A 17,564-nucleotide genomic window follows, 5' to 3' on the forward strand; every position below is an offset into this window, starting at 1 on the left:
GGGGGCAGGCCTGATCAGGCCGGTACTTCGTCAAGCATCAGGCGCTGGCGAACCACGTCGACGAGTTTGTCCGGCTGGAATTTGGAAAGGAAATTGTCGCAACCGACCTTTTTCACCATCGAGTCGTTGAAGCTGCCGGACAGCGAGGTGTGCAGCACCACGTACAAGCCGCGCAGGCGCGGGTCGTTGCGAATTTCGGTGGTCAGGCGATAGCCATCCATTTCCGGCATTTCCGCATCGGTGAAGACCATCAGCAGTTTTTCGGTCATGTCCACGCCGGTATCAGCCCAGGCCTTGAGCATGTTCAAGGCCTTCAACCCGTCGCTGGCGATGTGCATCTTCACACCCAGTTGTCCCAGGGTATCGCGCAATTGCGTCAGGGCCACGTTGGAGTCATCCACCAGCAGCACCTCACGGCCACGGGCACGTTCCAGCACCGGATCTTCGAGCTTGGCGCGGGAGACCTTGGCGTTGTAAGGGACGATCTCGGCCAGGACCTTTTCGACGTCGATGATTTCCACCAATTGGTCATCGACCTTGCTGATGGCCGTCAGGTAGTGCTGGCGGCCGGCACTGCTCGGGGGCGGCAGGATGGCTTCCCAGTTCATGTTGACGATCCGGTCCACGCCACCGACCAGGAAGGCCTGAACCGAACGGTTGTATTCGGTGACGATAATCGTGCTGCCTGGCCCCGGCACCAACGGGCGCATGCCGATGGCCTGGGACAGGTCGATCACCGGCAGGGTCTGGCCACGCAGGTTGACCACGCCGCACACAAACGGATGGCGCTGCGGCATCAGCGTCAACTTTGGCAGTTGCAGGACTTCCTGCACTTTAAAGACGTTGATCGCGAACAATTGCCGTCCGGCGAGCCGGAACATGAGAATTTCCAGGCGATTCTCACCCACCAGTTGCGTGCGTTGGTCTACCGTGTCGAGAATGCCGGCCATCAATGACTCCAGGTCTTGTTCGGATGAATTCACTTAAGGAAGGTTATCGGCTGTTTTTGCCGAAGCTTGACCCTCTCTAAAATGCCACGCCCGGCAATTGATGTCACATTAACATCATGCTTTACTGGCGCTGTGATTACATCTGCCGTACTTCCGCGCCACGCGACCCCGGTTCTCGCGAAAGGTTCCCCTGCGTAAGGGATCCCCCTATCAACAATCAGGTACAACCTGATATTCGCAATATCCAATAGCCATTAATGTGACGCCATTCTCATTGCATGAACGGAGTCAGGCTTTTGTGTGCGATCGCAAGCCAGTGGCCAACCACCCTCTCGTGTTCCCCAGCCTGCCTGCGGGCCAGCCGCAAGTCGTTCACCCGGCGACTCGGCAATGCCGGGGTTCCGACCGCCCTCGTCGACACACACGATATCCCCTCATTTGATATGACGCTGTGGAGATAAGTATGCCGAACGACCGTAAAGAGTGGGCCCTGAGGCTCCCGGAGTTTCTAGTCGAGGCTGAAACACTCCTGGCTAAAACCGAGGAATGCCTGAGTCATCTGCAACTCATCAGCAATGACAAGGACGCCATCGACTGTCTGCTCAGCACACTGCTCAAGCTGGCCAACAAGGCCGATGCCCTGGCGTTGGCGGCCGTGTCTGAATTCTCCCTGCATATTCATGGCCTGCTGAACCACGCACAGAACACCATGAGCCTGCACGACGAGGCGCTGAGTGCCCTGAAAGACTGCCTGACCCTGATTGCCTGGCAACTCGAACTCATCGACCAGACCACCGGACAGCTCAGTCTCGACGACAGCGAACAGGCCACCCTGATCGAAGCCTTTGCCTTTCAAGTCGGGCAAAGCCGGTTTCAACCACCGGTCAATGCCAGGCCCTTCACCCTCGTATCCTATTCGGAGCGGCAGGCCTGAACTTGCCAAACCATGCCGTATGGCGTGTTCCGGTTATCAATATCGCGCTCTAACTTGAGTGCGCACAGGTCGCAAATGAATATTTCATAGCTATAAGCGACATCATTAAACAACCACTCTTGCCCATCGACAATTGCGCACCTGCCTTGACCCGGGTGTTGCCTGATATCAACAAAAAAACCTAAGGTAATCGGCATTTTGCGACGGTAACAACCAACTTGTTCCATTATGGAATCATCCTCCAGACGACTGGGCGCCTGACTTTTCGGACATACATACGGACGCGACCATCGGTATCTTAAGTGCTAACATGCCGCCTGTTAGTTGACGCCAATTAATGGCAGTGTGATTGCAGCCGGATACAGCTCGCTGCAGTTCGGAGCTGAACGCGTCGGCGCTCCACATGAAAAAACAGGGGCCTGTCAGCCAGCATGACCGGTCAGCCCGCAGCGAACATCCATTGGCTCCATCCGCTATGCACGCCAGCCTCAAGTCAATCGCCAAGTGGCCACCCTCCCGGGAAAATGCACGCACATTCACGCTATTGCTATGCGTCTGCTCGACCCTCGGCAGTCTACTGGTCCATGGCTTGTCCATTCCGCTCCCCCTGTCATTGCTGGTGCTCAACGTTGCGGCGCTGACCAGTGTTGCCGTGCAGTATTGCCTCTCGCGCAAATCGATCAAATTCCAGCCCCAGGAACTGGCCGACCGGCTATTACAGGTCCAGGAAAACGAGCGTCACCGACTGAGCCGCGAACTGCATGACGACATCGGTCAATTGCTGACCGCCGCAAAACTGCAAAGTGACTGGCTCAAACGCCGGATGCCCGAAGAGCTCCAGGGACAATGTTCGGTCCTCTGCGACACGCTGGAAGAAACCCTCGCCAAAGTTCGTGACGTATCCGCCATTCTCAATCCCCGGCAGTTGACCAGCCTTGGGCTGGAAGCCAGTCTGCGGGCGCACCTGCTCAAGACCCTGGCCAACATCCCGGTGCACTGGAGCCTGGAATGCCAGCAGCGCCTGACCGGCATACCGGAGGAAATGGCCGTGGCGGCTTTCCGCATTACCCAGGAAGCGGTCACCAACATCCTGCGACATGCCCAGGCCAAGAACCTGCTAGTGTGCCTGCAGCGTCTGCCCCAAGGCCTGAAGTTGCAGATCAGCGACGATGGCCAGGGCTTCGCACCCGCATCAGACCCTGGTCGTGAAGGGCAACGCGGTATGGCCGGGATGTCGGAACGAATCGATCAACTGGGCGGCACACTGACCGTTACCAGCGAGCCGGGCAAAGGCACTCAAATCGAAGCTCTTTTTCCCTGGGCGCCCCGTGCGCTCGAACGGGCCAGTTCGAATAAGGTTATGCATTGACTTGTAATTTACTTCTGGTGGATGACCACTCGCTGATCAGGGCTGGCGTGCGCGCCCTGGTAATGGATCTGCCCGGCTATGCCGTCATCGGTGAGGCCAGTGACGGCTCGCAGTTGCTCGAAATGGTCGGGCACCTGTCCCCGGACATTGTCTTGCTGGATATTTCGATGCGCCAGACCGGCGGCCTCGAAGCGCTGCAGCAGCTCAAGCGGGTGCGCCCGCAGAGCAAGGTCCTGATCCTCTCGATGCACACCGACCCGGCCCTGATCATGCAGGCGCTGGAGTCCGGAGCCCATGGCTACCTGCTCAAGGACACTACGGCGACTGAACTTGAACACGCGTTGGAAGCCTTGCGCAACAACGAGCGCTATCTGAGCCCGGCCATTGCCCACACGGTGATCAACCAGGCCCTGACCCGAAACCAGAAGCGCCCACCTGAACCTGCCGACTCGCACAACCTGACGGCACGTCAGCTGGAAATCCTGCGGTTGATCGTTCGCGGAAAATCCACCCGAGAGATCGCAAACGGCCTGGGGTTGAGCGTCAAGACCGTCGAAACCCACCGTTCGCAGATCATGAAGCGTCTGCAGATCTACGATGTGGCCGGCCTGGTACTGTTTGCCGTGCGCGAACAAATCATCAGCCTTGATGACTAGGTATTTCACTGGCTTGTACCATGCTGCGTTCACAACATTACTTTCGTACAGAGCCTGGCGAAAACCTTTAAGCCCGCCCTCCCCATCGCGGGCTTTTCTCCGCCTGGCAGCGTCCATCGAATGCTATGGCTAGCCAGCGATTTTGCTTGATGCGCTCCCGATGTTCATTCCCTGGCGGCGACCGATCCAAAGCGCCAGGGTACAGGCGACGACTGAGATCACCAGGTAAGGCACCAGCGCAAAGGTGAAGTTGCCAGTGGCCTCTTTGATTACCCCGATCAGATAGGTGCCGGCAAAAACCCCCAGATTGTTCAAGGCATTAATCATCGCAATGGCCATGGCTGCGTTGCGCGCCGGGACCATTTCGGTCGCCAGTGCCCAGAATGGGCCTTTGATCATCGACGCGGCGGTGATGGCAACACATAGCACAACAATGGTCGCCAGCAACGACTCAACGAACATGATGCATGTCAGCGCAACCGCGCCGATGGCCAATGGAAGCGCCAAGTGCTTTACACGCTCACCGGTGCGATCCGAATGGCTGCTCCAGAGGTACATGACAAAGCTGGCGAGGGCGAAAGGCAGCGCGTTGAGGAAACCGATCTGCATGGTCGACAAATTGAACGTGCTAATGATTTGTGGCTGCCACAGCGACAGACCATTGGTCACGGAAGTCCCACCTATATATATCAATGTCAAAACCAACACATACTTGTTGCAAAGCACGCCCCATAGATCCTTGAGCGTACCCCGAACTTTTTCGCCGGGCACCTCACTGACCTGGCTGGCAATCCATGCCCGTTCTTGAGCTGTCAGGAACCTGGCACGACTAACATCGTGAGGAAGCACGTACAAACAGAGAATGCCCATGAAAATAGCCGGCGAACCCTCAATGATGAACAACCAGTGCCAGCCTCGCATGCCCAACCAGCCATCGGTCAGCAACAACAAGGCAGACAACGGGGAGCCCAGAACACTTGACACTGGCAAGGCCATCATCAATATCGCGACCGCACGGCTGCGGTGGCCACTGGGGAACCACAGCGTCAGATAGAAGATAACGCCAGGAAAAAATCCAGCCTCGGCCATCCCGAGCAGAAAACGCAGGATGTAAAAGGACTGAGGTCCCGACACAGCAGCCATGCAACTACTGATGAGCCCCCAGGAAACCATGGTGAACGCTAGCCAGCGTACCGGCCCGAACCGTTCCAGCATCATATTGGCAGGAACCGCGAACAGGCAGTAAGCGATAAAAAACAAACCCGCGCCGAAGCCGAAAGCCGCGTCTCCCAATGCAATATCCTGCTTCATCTGTAATGCGGCGAAGGCAATATTGACTCGGTCCAGAGAGGCAAGAAAATATCCGACGGTCACAAAAGGTAATATTCGCCATGCCACCTTGCGCATCGTGAGGCTTTCAACTGTTTGTTGTTTTTGTTCCATGAAGTGCTCCTTCAGGTGTAATGCGCTGATGCTTGTTAGAAAGCATTAGAGAGCAGTAGCCAATCCTTGCGTTTGCAACCATTTTTGGATCAGCGCCGAAATAGCCAGGTTGTTGCGTTCGAGCATGAGTAGGTGTGAGTTTCCATAAATACCGTGCGCTGGCAGATCCATGAGCGTTACATGACCACCGCAAGTCGCGAGCTGATCAAAATAGTGATCGGTACGTTTTCTGATATGGGGCCAGCGTGCGTCCAGTCGCAGATTGTCGCCATAGACCAACAGGATCGGAGTATCTTTCAGCCGCCTTTGCGCAAGCCCTTCTGCCGTGCCCGCTTGCGCCGGTTCAATGGCGACAATCGCGGCCACTTTGTCAGGGTGCTGTTCGGCCGCACGCACGGCGAAAGCACCGCCTTGTGAGTGGGCAATGAGAATCACCGGCTGTGCCAAACAATCCAGCATCGCTACATAAGCGTTCAGAGTCAGTTCGTCCGTATCTGACCAACGCGGCACCACCTGCCTCATGAACTGGTCAAACGCCTGAAGCGGGAATTGGCAGTGGGGATAAGCGGCGGCATGCAGGCTGTCGAGCGAGCAATCCTGAACCGCAGTACCGATGCGAAACTGCACAAAGCAGTCCTGGCCGGTGCGCAATAATGGTTTGGCGGCAAAAGCGCGATCTCGAGGGGCCCAGCCCGAACGGCCACGCTCGACGGCATCAACGTTGTAGACCGACCAACCCTGACGAAAGAAATCGCTCAACCAGCCTTCCTGCCCGTCAGGGGTCGACTCCCAGACCGCCCCCGTCATCGAGCCGCCATGGCAAAACACCACGGGTGGGCGGCGTGTCCCTTCGGCATTGAGCAAGTACTGCACATACATCTGCCCGACACAGGACGTACCGTTGGGGTTGATGTTCACGGGCACTCCATTGGGAGCCAGTACATACGCCTCCTCTGGTTCGCCGCTGTAGCAGACCTCATGTCCACCGACAAAAAAAGACCCCATCGACAACAGCGGCATCGACACACGTTTAATGGCGTGTGGTAAAAAAGTTGTACTCATAGGAATTTCCGGAAGTGACGTTGAAGTTGTTCAGCCAACTGGCGCATAGGAGACATGCAAGCCTGTAACTTTTCATCTGTCATACGCGCACCGGGGCCGCCGATGGTGACCGAACCCATTACGATTGAACGGGCGTCAAACAGCGGGAAACTCAAACCGACAACATCCTTCAGCCGCTCACTGCGACTGACGCAAAAGCCTTGTTCATGGACACTATCGAGGTCCGCGTGAAGACTTGACCGGCGTTGCCGGGCCTCGTCCATCGGCAACGAAACAAACGTCTCTTCGAGAATCAGATTGCGCATCTGCGTAGGTAAAAACGCTAGCATCACCTTGCCTCGGGAGCCCGCATGCAGCGAAGTCCGCTCTCCCGGCTTAATGTTCAGTTGCACATGTTCGGTGCTGTCGGCTACCTGCACACACACAGAAGTGTGGCCGTCCAGGAAATTCAGATACACCGTTTCGCCTTGTTCCGTGGCCACTTCTCGCAGCCAGATAGCGGGCGCATCGGATAACTGCAACCGGTCGCGAAACAACAACCCGTACTCCCAAAAGCGAACGCCCAGTTCGTATCGGCGAGTTTCCGTTTGTTGGCGCAAAAAGCCCTGCTTTGCAAACGTCGACATGATCCGTTGCACAGCGGAGGGCGAAAGGCCCATCTCTGCGCTCATTTCACGAACGCCCCAACTGAAACGCTCCGCGGAAAAGCGGGAGAGCAACTCAAGGGAAATATTGAGAGTTTTTAATGACATTATCTGTCCCTGCATTTGGAACACTGTTTCAATTTGAAGTACAGCATTTAATTCTTCATAGAAAAGAGTCAAGTTAAAAGTGACTCACTCTTCTTAACAAATCATTTCATCTGCAGATTTACGCTACAAACACGCAAACAGAAAACCATTACTCAAACAGTGCACTTATTCCAAATATCGGAACACATCAAGCCTTGTCCCTCTTATCGGGACAAGTAGCAAAAAAAACCACTGCACAAATAAATTTATGATAGAAGCGCCTTATCGTACAAACCATCGAGTTGCACATTTTAAACTATCAATTCGCCACTCGAAGCGTCCGTTAAAAGCCACAAAAAACGAATTATTTCCAGTCGGAAGGTCCCGCACCCCACACGGCAGGACTTTTCTTACAAAACATGAGGAATCGGCTCAATTGACCGGAAATCTGAATTGATAGAGTTTTAGAAGCCTGCTGGACATCACAAGGACGTGCCATGCAACGCCAGAACCTCGCGTCACCGACCATTTCGGTCTTGCCGCTCACAGAAAATAAAAATGCAGGCCATCGAGCTGAATGCCGCAACAGCACAAAAGCCACGGGAGAAGTTGATATGGAACCTCGCGTCACCGAGCTGGAAACACACCTCAAGTGCATACGCAGGGACATGGAAGAAGCCCGGGATGACGTCAAATCCATCAAACACCGACTTGTCTATTCCGCCTGCGGAACAGCCGTGATCCTCGGCCTCCTTGGCTGGATCGCCAATAGCCGTTTCGAACAGGTCATTTCATTGCTTCTGGCGCATTGAGTTGCCACCCACACAAGACCCGGCTCAATCAATCGGGTCTTGTGTGACAAAGCCACTGAAGCTATCAGCCCAGGACTTCGCTCAGCGGAATGAAGAAAACGCTATCGCCCGGAACCAGCGTGCGATCCTCCAGGACTTCTACCAGTCCATCAGCCCAGGCCGCGCTGCGCAGCACACCGGAACTCTGGTTTTTGTAGATCGTTGCCCTGCCGTTTTCCAGACGTCCACGCAAATACTCACGCCGACTGCCTGGCTGGAGCCAGTCAAACCCGGCAGGCACCTGGACCTTCAGCGGCTCAACGTCCTGCACGCCCTGACGACGCAGGAGATAGGGTCTGGTCAACAAGGCAAAGGTCACGAGGGTCGATGCCGGATTGCCCGGCAAGCCAATCACCGGCACACCACGAAAATGTCCGAACGTCAGCGGTTTACCGGGTTTGATGGCGAGCTTCCACAGCGTCAGCTCGCCCTCTTCGCGCAAGGCGATACCCAGAAAATCGGCTTCCCCCACCGATACGCCGCCGGTCGAGAGGATCAGGTCGACATCCTTCAACTCTCCCAATCGGGAGCGAGTGGTTTCCAGATTGTCCGGCAGAATTCCCGCATCGACGACCTCACACCCCAAACGCTGCAACCAGCTACACAACAACACCCGGTTGCTGTTGTAGATCTGTCCTGGCCCCAGCGCCTGCCCCGGTTCAATCAATTCGTCGCCGGTAGACAGTACCGCTACACGCACCTTGCGAACCACCGCCAGCTCAGCGCATCCCAAGGAGGCCGCCAATCCTTGCTCGATCGGCCCCAGCCGTGTACCTGCCGGCAGAATCAGTTCGCCGACGGTCGTTTCCTGGCCTTGCGGGCGAATGTTCTGGCCTTGGGTCAAGGCTTGAATGAAACGTACTCGCTCATCGGCCTGAACCTCGGCGTTCTCCTGCATCTCGACGCAATCGGCACCGGCAGGAACAGGCGCCCCGGTGAAAATGCGCGCACAGGTGCCTGGCTGCAACGGATCGGGGGCCTGGCCGGCAAACACCTTCTGACTGACCAGCAACGGCTCTCCCGTCCAGTCAGCCATGCGCAAGGCATAACCGTCCATGGCGCTGTTGGGCCAGGGTGGCAGATCAAGCGTCGACACCAGATCTTCAGCCAGTACGCGCCCCTGTACCTGCGCCAATGGCAAGCGTTCACGCTCGACAATCCTCGAGGCCTCGGCCATTTCCAGTAGCCGCGCCAACGCCTGCTCGACAGGCATCAGACTGCCAGACTTGCCAGGCTTACCCACGGGATTCACAAGGCGCGGCCTGTTTCAAATGAGGCACGAAGTTGCACGGCCGATGCCGCGCATCCAACTGCTCGGCCAGTATGCCATCCCAAGCTGTGCGCACGGCATTGGTCGAGCCCGGCAAGCAGCAAACCAACGTGCCGTTTGCCAGGCCAGCCAATGCCCGGGACTGAACGGTCGAGCTACCGATATCGGCAACCGAGATCTGGCGGAACAGCTCGCCAAATCCATCAACCTGCTTGTCCAGCAGGCAACCGACGGCTTCCGGTGTGCTGTCACGCCCGGTAAAACCGGTGCCGCCGGTGATCAGCACCACCTGCACGACATCGTCGGCAATCCAGTTGGCGACTTGCGCGCGAATTTTGTAGAGGTCATCTTTGAGCAACACCCGAGCAGCCAGGAAATGACCGGCAGCGGTCAATCCGTCGACAAAGGCCTGGCCTGAGGTGTCGGTTTCCAGTGTGCGGGTATCGCTGACAGTCAGCACTGCAATATTCAGCGGTGCGAAAGGTACATCAGCCTTGGCTTTCATAGGCTCGTCCAGTTGTAGGAGAAACAGCCCGGTGTTATATCACAGCGCTCCGTTTTTTCGCCGCCCCCATGGAGGCCTGCCATGACCACGAATTCACAATTGCCACCCTGCTCCATTCTGCTCCTGGCGGGCGGGCGCGGCCAACGCATGGGTGGTCGGGACAAAGGGTTGCTGGACTGGCACGGCGAACCCCTGATTGCACATCTGCACCGCAAGACCCGTCCGCTGACCGATGACCTGATCATCTCCTGCAATCGCAACCTTGAGAAGTACGCCCCCTACGCTGACCAGTTGGTCCACGATGATGAAGGTGACTTCCCCGGGCCGCTGGCCGGTATTCGCGCGGGCCTGAAAGCTGCTCGCCATAGCCATTTGCTGGTCATGCCCTGTGACGTTCCGGGCATCGATGCGGCACTGATCGGCACTATGCGCGAGGCCGCCAACCTGCATCCGGACAAGCCACTGATGGTGCGCCATGATGACCACTGGGAACCCTTGTTGTGTGTGATCCCGGTGCTGCACAGGGCAGCATTTGAAAATGCCTGGAACGAGGGTGAGCGCAGCCCTGGCCGGTTGATGCGCAAGCTCGGCGCGACCGCGCTGCAATGCCCGGACAACGACCCGCGACTGGCCAACCTCAACACGCCGGAACTTTTAAGCGGTCATGACACTGTGTCAGACTGACATTGATCAGGAACTTGCGCAGACGGTGCACGTCTCAAGTTCAGCAACCACAGAATTCTTATTCGGAGACACAACTCATGACTCAACGGACCCTCGCCACTTTCATGCTCGCACTGGGCCTTGCCACCCTCGCCGGTTGCGCATCGCCTACGGTGATCACCTTGAATGACGGTCGAGAAATCCAGGCCGTCGACACGCCACAATTCGACAAGGATTCCGGTTTCTACGAATTCGAACAGCTCGATGGCAAACAGACCCGCATCAACAAGGATCAGGTTCGGACCGTCAAGGAGCTGTAATCCTGGTGCCACCGGATACAGAAAAGCCCGCTTGATGCGGGCTTTTTCATGCCTGGAGAGCAGCGTTTCAGGATCGCTTACCGATCACCATTGCAGGGTGATTTCACTCTCGAACTCACGCGCCTGGCCCGTGACCGGATCGACAAATTTCAGCCCCTGAGCCAGCAGTTTCAAAGGATTGGCGTAGTCATCCTGCGCATCCTTGAGCACCTCGGGGTAAAACGGGTCGTTGCAGATACCGGCGCCCAACGCCGCCATATGTACCCGTAGCTGATGTTTCTTTCCCGTCACCGGGTAAAGACCATAACGCCAGAGATCCCCCTGTTTCTCCCGAACTTCGACCGCCGTCTCGGTATTACTGGCCCCCGGACCTTCCTGCATGCGGAAGAACGGTTCGCCATCGACCAGCCGGCTTTTATGCACCAACGGGAAAGAAAGGCCAGGCAACGCCTTGGCGATGGCCTCGTAGCGCTTTTCGATCTGCCGGGTTGGAAACAACGACTGATAAGCCGAACGGGTCTGCGGATTGGCGGAAAACAGCACCAGCCCCGCGGTGTGCCGGTCGATGCGATGCAATGGCACCAGATACGGATTGTCCAGGCGCCGGATCAAGCGCCTGAGCAGCGTCTGTTCGACGTATTCGCCAGCCGGCGTCACCGGCAGGAAATGCGGCTTGTCCGCCACCACCAGATGCTCGTCCGCGTACAGGATCGACTCGATCACCGGAATCGGTTTTTCATCCGGCACTTCGCGAAAATAATGAATCCGCAAACCTTCCCTGTAGGCCAGATCGAGTGCAATCGGCATGCCCTGCCCATCGAGGACCCGGCCACGGGCGATTCTGTCCAGCCATTGTTCACGACCAATAGTGCTGAAATGCTCGCACAGACAATCGACAACGGTCTGCCACGGGCCAGGTGGCAAGTAGAGCGTACTGGCCTGACTGTGTGCCGCGGAAAAAGAAGAAGTGGACATACGAAAGCTCTAACCTCAGTGCAGAGCGGCATTATCCAACAGCAAGGGGAATGAACGCACCCTAAGATTACTCAAGCCGGGATCTGCGTGCGCGCTGCCGCTTCGGTGTACTCCTTGAGCCAGCGCAGCACATCGACCGCCTCCCAGCGAGCGGGGTCGTACAGGGCGTACAACAATCCCTGATAGCCCACGACATCGAGTTGCCGGTGATAACCCGCGCGCTGAAACAAGGCTTCGATTTCTGCGAAACAGGTATTGAAATGTGTTTTGTTGAAGGGCGTTTTCCCCTCGGTCACCAGACCATCCAGACGCAACTCAAGGACAGCCTCGCGCACGACGTCCGCGGACATCCGGTTCACGCTGTTCTTCAACTGTTCGACATTGACCACGATTCATCCCTCTGACACCCGGGCTTGCCTGCTCACTCCCAAAAATCTGGAATGGCAAGGCAGGCACCGCGAATAACTGTATACACATACAGTATCCGATCAACACCGAATAAGCCAAGGGGATCAATCGCAAAGTTCGACAGGCGGGACATACCGCCAGCGCAAGAACCGCTCAACGCAGGAACGCCACCACCTGGTCGGCACTGAACGGCCAGCCCAGTTCAGCACCGGTATCGACGCGCCGCAATACCGGAATACGCAGGCTGTAGGCTGCGAACCATGTTTCATCGTCGGCGATGTCCACCAGCTCCACCAGCAGACCGCGCTCGACGAACTCCATCAACATGGCTTCGGCTACTTCACACAGGTGGCATCCAAGGGTGCCGAACAGCTGACATTCGGGAAGCATGAGCGCTCAACCAGTAAATGAAGTGATCATTCTAGGCCTGCCCCGAAAAACCGTCGAGCCATTGAGGCCCCTGCCCTGATGCTACCGACGATAAAGTGACCTGGGTCAGTCCTGGCTCACGGCGCCGATCTTGTGGATCGACAGGTCCGCGCCGTAGTACTCCTCTTCCTGACTCAGGCGCAATCCATGCAACGCCTTGATCACGCCATACACCGCAAACCCGCCGGCCAGTGCCACAGTGATGCCCAGCGCAGTGCCTATCAACTGGCTGATCAGGCTGACCCCGCCCAACCCGCCCAAAGCGGTCTGGCCGAAAATGCCGCAGGCGATGCCGCCCCACACGCCGCACAAGCCATGCAACGGCCACACACCCAATACATCGTCGATGCGCCATTTGCCTTGGGCCGCGGTAAAGCACCAGACAAACAGCGCCCCCGCGACGGCACCGGTAACCAGCGCCCCAACAGGATGCATCAGGTCGGAACCGGCACAGATTGCCACGAGCCCCGCCAACGGGCCGTTGTGCAGAAAGCCCGGGTCGTTGCGACCGACAATCAGCGCCGCCACCGTACCGCCAACCATGGCCATCAACGAGTTCACCGCCACCAGTCCGCTGACACCTTGCAGGGTTTGCGCGCTCATGACGTTGAAGCCGAACCAGCCGACAATCAGGATCCACGAGCCCAGAGCCAGAAACGGGATGCTCGATGGCGCGAATGCGACCAGCCTACCCTCGCGATAGCGGCCATTACGCGGCCCGAGCAACAGCACCGCCGCCAGAGCCAGCCAACCGCCCATGGCATGCACCACCACTGAGCCTGCGAAATCATGGAAACCGGCGCCAAAGCGCTCCAGCAACCAGGCTTGCAAACCCAGGTTGCCATTCCAGACAATGCCTTCGAAGAACGGATAGATGAACGCGACAATCAGCGCGGTTGCACACAGCTGGGGAACAAACCGGGCGCGTTCGGCGATCCCACCGGAAATGATCGCCGGAATCGCCGCGGCAAAGGTCAGCAGGAAGAAAAATTTCACCAGTCCATAGCCATGGTCGGCATTGAGCACGGCCGCTGGCTGCATGAACGTCACGCCATAGGAAATCCAATAGCCTATAAAGAAGTAGGCCAGTGTCGAAACCGCGAAGTCGCTGAGGATTTTCGACAACGCATTGACCTGGTTTTTCTGTCGCACGGTTCCGACTTCGAGAAAGGCGAAACCGGCGTGCATGGCCAGAACCATGACCGCACCGATCAGAATGAACAGCGTGTTGGAACTATGGACCAGGGTGTCCACAGCGCTTTGCAGATTTTCCATGGAATGGGCAGACCTTATGGCAGAAAAAAGCACCAAAGCAGTTCGCGATGACTGCCCGTGCACCAAGTTGCAGCTTCAAGACATCAGTGGACTGATTTCGCTGAACCACTTTGGCGCACGGACGCCGTCCAGGAAAAACGCGCCCCGGACGTTTACGCGAGTTTTTGATTGTTGGTCCTACGGTTTTACTGGAATCATGCCCGGCAATAGCGCAATGGTGCGGACCGGCGCACCAAGACTCAGCAAAAGTTGTACCAGTCATTTGTACTGAACCTTCGCCGAAGGCTCATACTCGAACGCATCAGATAGCCACTTAAGGAGATCCATCATGGCCCGCACCCAGGCAAAGACTGCTCAAGAAATCCTGATGAACGACTTTCAGACACTGGTCAGTGACACCGAGCGCTTGCTGGAACACACCGCGACCCTGGCCGGCGATCAGGCCGACGAGTTGCGCGAGCAGATCCACGAGAGTCTCTTGCGTGCCCGTGAAACCCTGAAACTGACCGAAGACTCCCTGCGCGAACACGGCAAGGCTGCTGTCACCGCCACTGAAGACTATGTCCAGGCCAACCCTTGGCAATCCGTGGGGATCGCGGCCGGCGTGGGTTTCCTGATCGGCCTGCTGGCCAGCCGGCGCTGATATGTCGATCGGCGAATCCGGCCCGTCCGTGACGGGAACAAGCTCTTCATCGCGGCGCCTGGGTGCTGCCTTCCTTGGGTTGCTGCACAGCCATGTCGAGCTGTTCGGCATTGAATTGCAGGAACAAAAAGCCCGCACCGTCAGCCTGTTGCTATTTGCCGGCCTGGCGCTGGTGTTTGCATTGCTGTTGCTGGTAGGGCTGTCGACGCTGGTGCTTATCCTGTTCTGGGACACGTACCGCCTGGCCGCCATCATCGGGCTCTGCGTGTTCTACTCCCTCGCCGCCATATTCTGTGGGATGCGCTTGAGAGCGGCGATTTTCGATGAGTCCTCGCCTTTCCATGGCACCCTGGAAGAGTTGGCCAATGATCGGGAGCGCCTGCTGCCATGAGCCTGCCTGAATTGCCACAAAACAGCTCGCGCGCGCAAATGCGCAAGGCCCTGATCCGCTTGCGCATGGAAATGCACCGTCAGGAAATCCGCCACGAATCCGCGCAACTGCTGCTGCCCTTGCAACGGGTGCGCGGGATGACACAAAACCTGCAGGACGGCTTTGGCATCAAGCACGCTCCACTCTGGGGCGTGGCCGCCGTTACCTTGCTGGGCTTTCTGACCGGCAAGGGTGCAAAAAACGGGGGTAGCCTCAGCAGCCTGACCCGGCTGATCCGTCTCGGCACCACACTGGGGCCGCTGGTCAAACTGATCATGCAGGGCTCCTCACGCAAAGACTGATCAGTTTCTTTCTGGCTGCGTCCTTGCAACATCGACGGGATGCGCCCCTCTATCGGGGGCGCAATCCTGTGCGCCTACCCGGTCGACAGGCATCCTCCAAAAAAGATCTTGCAAAAAGACCTCGATATCGCCGCCGCCGGGTGGTAGTTCCGCTTGCAGGTCATGGCGCGAAACGGGAAGCTAGGCCATCAGTCACCTGACGGAGAGACCCGCCTTGGATTGGCACACCCTGCTTACCCGCGAACGCCTCGGAAAACCTCTGCACAGCCCTGAAGAACTCGGCCGCAGCCCTTTTCACAAAGACCACGACCGCATCATTTTTTCGGGGGCTTTCCGCCGCCTCGGGCGCAAGACCCAGGTCCATCCGGTGTCCAGCAATGATCACATTCATACGCGCCTGACCCATTCACTGGAAGTCAGCTGTGTGGGTCGTTCGCTGGGCATGCGCGTCGGCGAAACCATCCGCAGCGCCCTGCCCGAATGGTGCGAACCCAGCGACCTGGGGATGGTGGTGCAATCGGCCTGCCTGGCACATGACATCGGCAACCCGCCGTTCGGCCATTCCGGTGAAGACGCGATCCGTCATTGGTTCCAGCAAGCCGCCGGCCGCGGCTGGCTGGATGCCATGAGTGAGGCCGAGCGCAATGACTTCCTGAATTTCGAAGGCAATGCCCAAGGCTTTCGGGTACTCACTCAACTGGAGTATCACCAGTTCGACGGCGGCACCCGACTGACCTATGCGACGCTGGGCACGTACCTGAAGTATCCATGGACGGCCAGGCACGCCGACTCGCTGGGCTACAAGAAACACAAGTTCGGCTGTTATCAGAGCGAGCTGCCACTGCTGGAGCAGATCGCCCATAAACTCGGCCTGCCACAAGTGGAGGAGCAACGTTGGGCGCGGCACCCGCTGGTGTACCTGATGGAGGCCGCCGACGATATCTGCTATGCGCTGATCGACCTGGAAGACGGCCTGGAAATGGAGTTGCTCGAATACGCCGAAGTCGAATCCCTGCTGCTTGGCCTGGTGGGCGATGACTTGCCGGAAACCTATCGCCAGCTCGGTCCCGGCGATTCGCGCCGACGCAAACTGGCGATCCTGCGCGGTAAAGCCATCGAACACTTGACCAATGCCGCGGCCCGCGCCTTCGTCGAGCAACAGGATGCGCTGCTGGCCGGTACACTGCCCGGCGATCTGGTGGAACACATGCACGGTCCCGCCAAGCGTTGCGTGCTCAATGCCAAGGACATGGCCCGCAAGAAGATCTTCCAGGACAAGCGCAAGACCCTGCACGAGATCGGCGCCTACACCACACTGGAAATCCTGCTCAACGCCTTTTGCGGTGCCGCGCTGGAGCAGCATAATGGACGCACGCCGTCGTTCAAGAGCCGCCGCATCCTTGACCTGCTGGGCAACAATGCACCCGATCCTCACGGCTCGTTGCATACCTCCTTTTTGCGCATGATTGATTTCATTGCCGGCATGACCGACAGCTATGCCAGTGACATGGCCTTGGAAATGACCGGCCGCGCCAGCCACTGAGATGAATCGACCGATCAGCCATTACGGCATTCGTTATGGCTGATCCCCCCTTCAACATCCAACAACACTCAAGCTTCGTCGAATTGCCCTACAGCACATGGCGAGCAAACTGATCGCTTGCCCGGTACTCTCGCGAAACAATCTCCCTCCCTTCTGTTCGACAGATGAAGTGCGCCCCATGGCCAAAGACGATCTACGCATCCTCGTGGTGGAAGACCATCCCTTCCAACTAATAGCCACTCAATACCTGCTGGAAAGTTATGGCTTCACCCGACTGACGACCGCCGACAGCGCCAAAGGCGCCCTGCTGCAAATGCTCGGGGCAGACCAACCGTTCGACATCCTCTTATGCGATCAATGCCTGCCCGATCTGACGGGACTCGAACTGGTCCGGTTCGCCAGCCAGCGGGGCCTGATCAGGCAGGCGATCATTCTGAGCAGCCTGACGACGTCTGAACTGGATGAGCTTGAAAAAACGGCCACCGAATACGGGCTGCCATTATTGGGTTACTTGATAAAACCACTGAAACAATCTGAATTTAGAGACTTGTTGACCTCAGCACCACTATAGAAAAAAACATATAAAAGCTGATAAATGCACAGTGAAAAACTTACAAACAACCTCCTTTTAAAGTATGCCCGCACATCGGACTCTTTTCAGCCTTCCTAATAAGAAACCTAGTTAATACGTAGTCCTATTCTTTTTAATATGTAGGATTTTTCCTATATTGCTGCTACAGGACAGTCAGTTCATGCGCCCCTTCAAGTATCTGAGCTATGGTGCGCGCTTTATTTGAGCTCGCAT

The 17,564-nt window shown here is 57.2% G+C and carries 22 protein-coding genes; 11 read left to right on the top strand and 11 right to left on the bottom strand.

The annotated features are described in order from the left end of the window. Positions 1–14: 14 nt before the first annotated feature. Positions 15–950, bottom strand: coding sequence for a chemotaxis protein CheV (locus tag AB4O40_RS09130; protein WP_056727074.1), 936 nt, complete (start codon positions 948–950; stop codon positions 15–17). 463 nt (positions 951–1,413) lie between these two features. On the opposite strand from AB4O40_RS09130, the gene AB4O40_RS09135 reads away from it, so the two are divergent. Next, positions 1,414–1,884: a hypothetical protein gene (locus AB4O40_RS09135; protein WP_056727075.1), complete on the top strand. Its 471-nt coding sequence runs from the start codon at positions 1,414–1,416 to the stop codon at positions 1,882–1,884. On the opposite strand, the gene AB4O40_RS09140 is transcribed toward AB4O40_RS09135, so the two are convergent. Continuing rightward, positions 1,863–2,111 carry a hypothetical protein gene (locus tag AB4O40_RS09140; RefSeq protein WP_156385845.1) on the bottom strand — a complete coding sequence of 83 codons (249 nt, stop codon included), beginning with the start codon at positions 2,109–2,111 and terminating at the stop codon, positions 1,863–1,865. The genes AB4O40_RS09135 and AB4O40_RS09140 overlap by 22 nt on opposite strands. Before the next feature lie 248 nt (positions 2,112–2,359). Here AB4O40_RS09140 and AB4O40_RS09145 point away from each other — a divergent pair, with 248 nt between their 5' ends. Further along, positions 2,360–3,253, top strand: a complete 894-nt coding sequence (locus tag AB4O40_RS09145; RefSeq protein WP_223541693.1) for a sensor histidine kinase — start codon at positions 2,360–2,362, stop codon at positions 3,251–3,253. Next, positions 3,250–3,909, top strand: coding sequence for a response regulator (locus tag AB4O40_RS09150; RefSeq protein WP_056727077.1), 660 nt, complete (start codon positions 3,250–3,252; stop codon positions 3,907–3,909). The genes AB4O40_RS09145 and AB4O40_RS09150 overlap by 4 nt, the downstream gene beginning before the upstream one ends. A gap of 129 nt (positions 3,910–4,038) precedes the next feature. Here AB4O40_RS09150 and AB4O40_RS09155 read toward each other — a convergent pair whose 3' ends face one another. The 3 genes from AB4O40_RS09155 to AB4O40_RS09165 are packed head-to-tail and all read right to left on the bottom strand — an operon-like array spanning position 4,039 to position 7,238. Beyond that, positions 4,039–5,352 carry an MFS transporter gene (locus tag AB4O40_RS09155; RefSeq protein ID WP_056727078.1) on the bottom strand — a complete coding sequence of 438 codons (1,314 nt, stop codon included), beginning with the start codon at positions 5,350–5,352 and terminating at the stop codon, positions 4,039–4,041. Between the two features lie 45 nt (positions 5,353–5,397). Continuing rightward, positions 5,398–6,414: an alpha/beta hydrolase gene (locus AB4O40_RS09160; protein WP_082563013.1), complete on the bottom strand. Its 1,017-nt coding sequence runs from the start codon at positions 6,412–6,414 to the stop codon at positions 5,398–5,400. Then, a complete protein-coding gene (locus AB4O40_RS09165) occupies positions 6,411–7,238 on the bottom strand; it encodes an IclR family transcriptional regulator (protein WP_156385847.1) in 828 nt (275 codons plus the stop codon). The genes AB4O40_RS09160 and AB4O40_RS09165 overlap by 4 nt, the downstream gene beginning before the upstream one ends. A 404-nt stretch (positions 7,239–7,642) precedes the next feature. On the opposite strand from AB4O40_RS09165, the gene AB4O40_RS09170 reads away from it, so the two are divergent. Continuing rightward, entirely contained in the window at positions 7,643–7,957 is a 315-nt protein-coding gene (locus AB4O40_RS09170) for a hypothetical protein (RefSeq protein WP_236709764.1), read from the top strand. A gap of 64 nt (positions 7,958–8,021) precedes the next feature. On the opposite strand, the gene AB4O40_RS09175 is transcribed toward AB4O40_RS09170, so the two are convergent. Together AB4O40_RS09175 and moaB are read right to left on the bottom strand one after the other, a co-directional pair. Continuing rightward, complete coding sequence (locus AB4O40_RS09175; protein ID WP_056727081.1) at positions 8,022–9,248, bottom strand: molybdopterin molybdotransferase MoeA; 1,227 nt, start codon at positions 9,246–9,248, stop codon at positions 8,022–8,024. Further along, positions 9,232–9,771, bottom strand: a complete 540-nt coding sequence (gene moaB / locus AB4O40_RS09180; RefSeq protein WP_056727082.1) for a molybdenum cofactor biosynthesis protein B — start codon at positions 9,769–9,771, stop codon at positions 9,232–9,234. The genes AB4O40_RS09175 and moaB overlap by 17 nt, the downstream gene beginning before the upstream one ends. Positions 9,772–9,852: 81 nt before the next feature. Between moaB and mobA the strand changes: the two genes are divergently transcribed. Both mobA and AB4O40_RS09190 read left to right on the top strand, forming a co-directional pair. Next, entirely contained in the window at positions 9,853–10,455 is a 603-nt protein-coding gene (mobA, locus tag AB4O40_RS09185; RefSeq protein WP_056727083.1) for a molybdenum cofactor guanylyltransferase MobA, read from the top strand. Between the two features lie 77 nt (positions 10,456–10,532). After that, complete coding sequence (locus AB4O40_RS09190; protein ID WP_007994800.1) at positions 10,533–10,754, top strand: YgdI/YgdR family lipoprotein; 222 nt, start codon at positions 10,533–10,535, stop codon at positions 10,752–10,754. An 84-nt stretch (positions 10,755–10,838) separates the two neighbouring features. On the opposite strand, the gene AB4O40_RS09195 is transcribed toward AB4O40_RS09190, so the two are convergent. The 4 genes from AB4O40_RS09195 to AB4O40_RS09210 form a co-directional block, all read right to left on the bottom strand. Next, the gene (locus AB4O40_RS09195) at positions 10,839–11,729 is read right to left on the bottom strand and encodes a pseudouridine synthase (protein ID WP_056727084.1); all 891 of its coding nucleotides are present in this window, start codon (positions 11,727–11,729) and stop codon (positions 10,839–10,841) included. Between the two features lie 71 nt (positions 11,730–11,800). After that, positions 11,801–12,118, bottom strand: coding sequence for a hypothetical protein (locus tag AB4O40_RS09200; RefSeq protein WP_008020364.1), 318 nt, complete (start codon positions 12,116–12,118; stop codon positions 11,801–11,803). Positions 12,119–12,290: 172 nt separating this feature from the next. After that, positions 12,291–12,527 carry a glutaredoxin family protein gene (locus AB4O40_RS09205; RefSeq protein WP_008049107.1) on the bottom strand — a complete coding sequence of 79 codons (237 nt, stop codon included), beginning with the start codon at positions 12,525–12,527 and terminating at the stop codon, positions 12,291–12,293. Positions 12,528–12,632: 105 nt separating this feature from the next. Then, positions 12,633–13,841 carry an ammonium transporter gene (locus AB4O40_RS09210; protein ID WP_460054868.1) on the bottom strand — a complete coding sequence of 403 codons (1,209 nt, stop codon included), beginning with the start codon at positions 13,839–13,841 and terminating at the stop codon, positions 12,633–12,635. A gap of 328 nt (positions 13,842–14,169) precedes the next feature. Between AB4O40_RS09210 and AB4O40_RS09215 the strand changes: the two genes are divergently transcribed. From AB4O40_RS09215 to AB4O40_RS09235, 5 genes are all read left to right on the top strand, one after another. Further along, positions 14,170–14,484: an ElaB/YgaM/YqjD family protein gene (locus tag AB4O40_RS09215; protein ID WP_056727087.1), complete on the top strand. Its 315-nt coding sequence runs from the start codon at positions 14,170–14,172 to the stop codon at positions 14,482–14,484. Position 14,485: 1 nt separating this feature from the next. Then, entirely contained in the window at positions 14,486–14,875 is a 390-nt protein-coding gene (locus tag AB4O40_RS09220) for a phage holin family protein (RefSeq protein ID WP_347907985.1), read from the top strand. Continuing rightward, positions 14,872–15,216 (top strand): hypothetical protein, encoded by a 345-nt coding sequence (locus AB4O40_RS09225; protein WP_460054864.1) that lies wholly within the window; start codon positions 14,872–14,874, stop codon positions 15,214–15,216. The genes AB4O40_RS09220 and AB4O40_RS09225 overlap by 4 nt, the downstream gene beginning before the upstream one ends. A 214-nt stretch (positions 15,217–15,430) precedes the next feature. Next, positions 15,431–16,759, top strand: a complete 1,329-nt coding sequence (locus AB4O40_RS09230; RefSeq protein ID WP_056727090.1) for a deoxyguanosinetriphosphate triphosphohydrolase — start codon at positions 15,431–15,433, stop codon at positions 16,757–16,759. A gap of 178 nt (positions 16,760–16,937) precedes the next feature. After that, entirely contained in the window at positions 16,938–17,330 is a 393-nt protein-coding gene (locus tag AB4O40_RS09235) for a response regulator (RefSeq protein WP_056727091.1), read from the top strand. Positions 17,331–17,564 lie beyond the last annotated feature (234 nt).

The sequence above is a fragment of the Pseudomonas sp. S2_F07 genome (assembly GCF_054668325.1).